Genomic DNA, 4561 nt, shown 5'->3' with positions numbered 1-4561 from the left:
TTTTTGGTGATGCACTCATCCTAGTAACTAGCTCATGTCATCACAACAGCATCCGTCTCATATCGGCGCCTGACTTAATGCCTATAACGATTAATTGGGCCTCACTACACATAGGTATTGGTATGAAATTTGTGCAACTCTTTGTTGTTATGCCACGACAGATCTGTTTCTGACCCTCTTCGACTTGGTTCTGGTCAGCCTCCTCTGCATGTACGCAACCTTGCGACGACCCTACAAGTTGCGCCTCGCCCTCTCTGTCGCACGGTCGGTGATGCTTCCCGATTCGGTGCGCTGTCACATGGCGGTTATTGACACACCGACGCCCCGCTCGCGAGTCGTGTTGAGCGTCATCATGCGCACCTTGCGCGCGCGCCTCCCACTTCACCCCCCCGATTCAGATACTCAGGGCATCACCGATTGCTATGCCCGATACTCCTTTCGGAAATTTTTTGAGTCCCATATCACCTTGATGGCGCTGGCTGGATTGGCCTGTGCTTGCCTATTTCAGGCGTTCATTTTTATCAAGGAGATTCTCATGACGATTGCTTGCCCTGTTTGCAAATCCCTGCATATCAAAACCCTCGACCGAGGCCGAGATGCAGGCACGGTGATTGGCGCCACAGGTGGGGCTGCGGCGGGGTTGATGGCTGCTGTGGGTGGCGCGGAAACAGGTGCCGCCCTGGGTGCGGTGGCCGGTCCCGTTGGCATCGCTGTCGGTGGCCTCACGGGTGCGTTGCTCGGTGGTTTGTTCGGCGCGGCCGCGGGTGGCGCTGCGGGCCGTGCGGTCGGCACTGCCGTGGATGAGCGCCTGCTCGAGAACCTCGAATGCCAGCATTGCGGCCTCCAGTTCAGCGGACGCGACCTCGACTGAGCCGCCCAGCCCTTTCTCTGCATTTTTTCTTCCGCCTTTTCTTCCGCTTTCCCTTTCCAGAGCCCGGGCCGCATTCGGTCTGGGCTCTGTTCATTTTGGAGAACCACATGTCCACTGCACTCGCGGCACTGCCCGCTTCAGAAGCACCTTGGCATCAACTGGGCCATGCCCTGCCCCCTCAACAATCGCTGGACGTCTGGGCGCGTTCAGCGCATATGGATTGGGAGATACGGGAGGCGCCCGTGCGCTTCATGGCCGAATCCGCTGGCGCCTTGGGCGCGATCCTCACCTTCCCCGAACAGAAGGTGCTCTACCGCAGCGACACCCGTGCGCCGCTGTCGGTCGTCAGCGATCGCTATCAGGTCGTCCAACCACGCGAGGTTCTGGAGTTCTACCGTGACCTCACGGAGGTGGCGGGCTACACCCTGGAAACCGCCGGGGTGCTCAAGGAGGGCCGCAAGTTCTGGGCCTTGGCGCGCACCGGCAAGGAAGCCCTGCTCAAGGGACAGGATCGGGTCAAGGGCTATTTGCTGCTGGCCACGTCCTGCGACAGCACGCTGGCGACCACGGCGACGTTCACCACCATCCGCGTGGTGTGCAGCAACACCCTGACGGTGGCGCTCAACGGGGCCACCGGGGCGATTCGCGTGCCGCACAGCACGAACTTCGATGCCCAGGCGGTCAAACGCCAGTTGGGGATTTCGGTGTCCCAGTGGGACGCCTTCATGTACCGCATGAAGACCCTCTCGGAGCGCAAGGTCAAGAGCCATGAGGCGCTGAACTACTTCCTCAAGGTGCTGTGTCTGTCCGACGAGGCTGCCGACGCGGCGCTGACCAATGAGCGTGCGCTCAAGAAGGTGCAAAGCCTGTACGAGGGCCAGGGTCGCGGGGCCGAGCTGTCCGCTGCGGCAGGCACGGCCTGGGGATTACTCAATGCCGTGACGGAATACGTCGATCACGAGCGCCGGGCGCGCAATGCGGAGTACCGGCTCGACAGTGCCTGGTTCGGGCCAGGCGCGGCGATCAAGCAACGCGCGCTGGATCAGGCACTGCAGTTGGTGTCCTGAGGTGGCCGACGTGCCAATCACTCTGCGCCCCCGAGGGGGCGCTTTCTTTTGGGAGAACGATCATGGGAATTGCAATGCAAACGCCACGCGCATCGCGTCGGGGTGCGCTCAAACTGGTGAAGACCACTGGCCTGGACCGCGAGGACTGGCTGGAGGTCCGCAAGAAGGGGATCGGCAGTTCGGATGCGGCCGCAGCGGTCGGGCTGAATCCGTATCAATCTGCGCTGGAGTTGTGGATGCTGAAAACCGGGCGCGACGGCGGCCTGCCCAAGGTGGACCCGAAGGATGAAACCAGCCCGATGTATTGGGGCTCGTTGCTGGAGCCGATCGTGGCGGCGCATTACTGCAGGCGCACCGGCCACCGGGTCCGGCGGGTGAACGCGGTGTTGCAGCATCCGGAGCATCCCTGGATGCTGGCGAACATCGACCGGGAGGTCATCGGAGCACCCGATGTGCAGATTCTGGAGTGCAAGACGGCAGGCATCCAGGGCGCCAGGCTCTGGCGCGATGGGGTGCCGGAGTATGTGCAACTGCAGGTGATGCACCAGCTGGCGGTAACGGGCAAGCAGGCCGCCGATGTGGCGGTGTTGCTGGGTGGCCAGACGTTGCAGATTCATCGCATCGAACGCAACGAGACGATGATCGCGCAGCTCATCACCCTGGAGCGAGCATTCTGGGACGCGGTGGAAAGCGACACCGCACCGGCGGCAGATGGATCGGATTCTGCTGACAGGGCACTGCGGGCGCTGTATCCGCAAGACAGCGGGCAGTGTCTGGACTTTGCCGGAGATGTGGAGATGAACGCCACGTTCTCCGACTTGCAGGCCATTCGTCACGCGCTGGCGCAGCAGGACGCGCAGGAGGCCGTCCTGCGGCAGGCGATTCAGCAGCGCATGGGTGAGGCCACGCGGGCGGTGTTCGACACGGGTGAGATCAGCTGGAAGCAGGCCAAGGCCAGTGTCTCGGTCGATCTGGCGGCTTTGCGCCAAGCGCATCCCGAGTTAGTAGCGCAGTTCATGGTCTCGCGGCCAGGAGCCCGGCGCTTCGTGGTGCAACAAGGAAAGGAATGACGATGCTCAAGGGACTGGCATTGACGCCCCCGGTGGTGGGGCGGATCACCATCGGTCGGGTGGTGGAGAAGAACGGCAAGCGGGTGCCGGAGAAGGATGATGAGTTCACGCTGACGACGCAGGTGCAGGCGAAGTCGGGCTGGGTTGCGCATCCGCTGGACGAGGCGCTGCGCGGCACCAGCGGCGCGAAGCTGCGGGCCATTCCGGTGACGGTGTTGTTCGACGATCCGGACTTGAACCTGCGGGCCCACTTCACGCTGTTTGATCGGCAGACCGGACGCCCGGTGTGCGTGGGCAATGGGGAGACCTGTCGGCGGGTGACGATGAATGGCATGGCCTCGCTGCCCTGCCCGTCGCCGGAGGGCTGCGAGGTGGGGGCCAAGGGTGGCTGCAAGCCGTATGGGCGACTCAATGTGCGCGTGGGGGAGGAGGATGTGCTGGGGAGCTTTGTGTTTCGCACCACGGGGTTCAACAGCATCCGCACCCTGGCGACTCGGCTGCAGTACTTCGCGGCGGTCTCAGGCGGGGTATTGGCCTGCCTGCCGCTGGAGTTGCGGTTGCGGGGCAAGTCGACCACGCAATCGCATCGGGCGCCGATCTTCTATGTCGATCTGACGGTGCGCAGCGGCATGACCTTGGAGGAGGCGGTGGCGCAGGCAAGGCAGCTGCGAGCCGCGCAACTTGAGGCGGGCCTGGATCAGCATGCGCTGGATGGGGCCGCACGCCAAGGACTGGCGGCGGGAGCGTTTGAGGACTCGGAAGAGGACGGATCGGCGGTGGTGGATGAGTTTTACCCGGCGGACGTCACAGAGACGCCGATCTCTGACGGCATCTCTGTAGGCGAAGGTCCCTTGGATGACGAGGCGGCCTCACCCGCTGCAACGCTTGCGGAGAAATTGCAGGCGCGCGTGAGAAAGAGTACCGCTGTGCATCTTGCTGAGGGCACAGGGGAGCGATCTCGGGATGGCGCGTGAGGGGATCTTGCCGTTCGCTGCTGCCTGGAGGATCAGGGCAGCAGCGAACGGTGATTTTTTTTGAGTCTGCGATGCTCGCGGTGAAGGTCAGCGACGAGGCGGGTGCAGCAATGCGAGCAGATCGGCGAAAGTCTGGCAGATTGTGCTGACGCTGCCGCTCTCGTGTTCCCAGAAGACGACCGCACTTGGAGCCTTCCGATCAAATTGGAAGCAAAAGAGGTTGCCGAACGGATCACTGGCGAATGGCACAAGCTGTCCTCGGCCCCGATCTTTCAGTACTGCGGCGGCGCTAGGGACGTCTTCTCCATCGCCTGCATTAAGCCGGACCAGTCGCTCCACCACGACTTCGCGTCGGCCTGGGATCTCGACTGCGTTCGGCTTCGGACGACCGCCGTTGTGCTCTGCGACCACGGTCCGGTAGTCCGACGGGAAAACGACACCAAGCTGCGACTCGACCGCGCGAACGACCTCGTCGCTCACCGGGCTACCATACTTCCACTTGATCTCTTGCATGCTCTTCTCCATCGGGCGCCGTCAGCGGCTATCGCCCTCCACCCCAGATTTCCTTGCCGCCTGTGT

Annotated in this window: 5 protein-coding genes; 4 read left to right on the top strand and 1 reads right to left on the bottom strand. The window is 62.8% G+C overall.

Going from position 1 to position 4561, the window contains the following annotated elements:
* Nucleotides 1-535: 535 nt before the first annotated feature.
* The 4 genes from AC2VNK_RS01180 (at nucleotide 536) to AC2VNK_RS01165 (ending at nucleotide 3982) form a co-directional block, all read left to right on the top strand.
* Nucleotides 536-871 carry a hypothetical protein gene (locus AC2VNK_RS01180; protein ID WP_486882508.1) on the top strand — a complete coding sequence of 112 codons (336 nt, stop codon included), beginning with the start codon at nucleotides 536-538 and terminating at the stop codon, nucleotides 869-871.
* A gap of 107 nt (nucleotides 872-978) precedes the next feature.
* Entirely contained in the window at nucleotides 979-1938 is a 960-nt protein-coding gene (locus tag AC2VNK_RS01175; protein ID WP_486882507.1) for a DUF932 domain-containing protein, read from the top strand.
* Between the two features lie 74 nt (nucleotides 1939-2012).
* On the top strand, nucleotides 2013-3008 hold the full coding sequence (locus AC2VNK_RS01170; RefSeq protein WP_486882506.1) for a YqaJ viral recombinase family nuclease: 996 nt from the start codon (nucleotides 2013-2015) through the stop codon (nucleotides 3006-3008).
* Nucleotides 3005-3982 (top strand): recombination directionality factor, encoded by a 978-nt coding sequence (locus AC2VNK_RS01165; protein ID WP_486882505.1) that lies wholly within the window; start codon nucleotides 3005-3007, stop codon nucleotides 3980-3982. The genes AC2VNK_RS01170 and AC2VNK_RS01165 overlap by 4 nt, the downstream gene beginning before the upstream one ends.
* Nucleotides 3983-4069: 87 nt before the next feature.
* On the opposite strand, the gene AC2VNK_RS01160 is transcribed toward AC2VNK_RS01165, so the two are convergent.
* Nucleotides 4070-4495 (bottom strand): SMI1/KNR4 family protein, encoded by a 426-nt coding sequence (locus AC2VNK_RS01160; protein WP_276732260.1) that lies wholly within the window; start codon nucleotides 4493-4495, stop codon nucleotides 4070-4072.
* Between the last annotated feature and the right edge of the window lie 66 nt (nucleotides 4496-4561).

The organism is Acidithiobacillus sp. TH-A35 (assembly GCF_057473505.1).
The sequence above is the reverse complement of the archived record's forward strand: the minus strand, read 5'-3'. Positions and strand labels throughout refer to the sequence as shown.

Excerpts from the sequence above, each read along its gene's own strand:
- AC2VNK_RS01180 (WP_486882508.1), top strand. The coding sequence starts at position 536 with ATGACGATTGCTTGCCCTGTTTGCAAATCCCTGCATATCAAAACCCTC.
- AC2VNK_RS01175 (WP_486882507.1), top strand. The coding sequence starts at position 979 with ATGTCCACTGCACTCGCGGCACTGCCCGCTTCAGAAGCACCTTGGCAT.
- AC2VNK_RS01170 (WP_486882506.1), top strand. The coding sequence starts at position 2,013 with ATGCAAACGCCACGCGCATCGCGTCGGGGTGCGCTCAAACTGGTGAAG.
- AC2VNK_RS01165 (WP_486882505.1), top strand. The coding sequence starts at position 3,005 with ATGACGATGCTCAAGGGACTGGCATTGACGCCCCCGGTGGTGGGGCGG.
- AC2VNK_RS01160 (WP_276732260.1), bottom strand. The coding sequence starts at position 4,495 with ATGCAAGAGATCAAGTGGAAGTATGGTAGCCCGGTGAGCGACGAGGTC.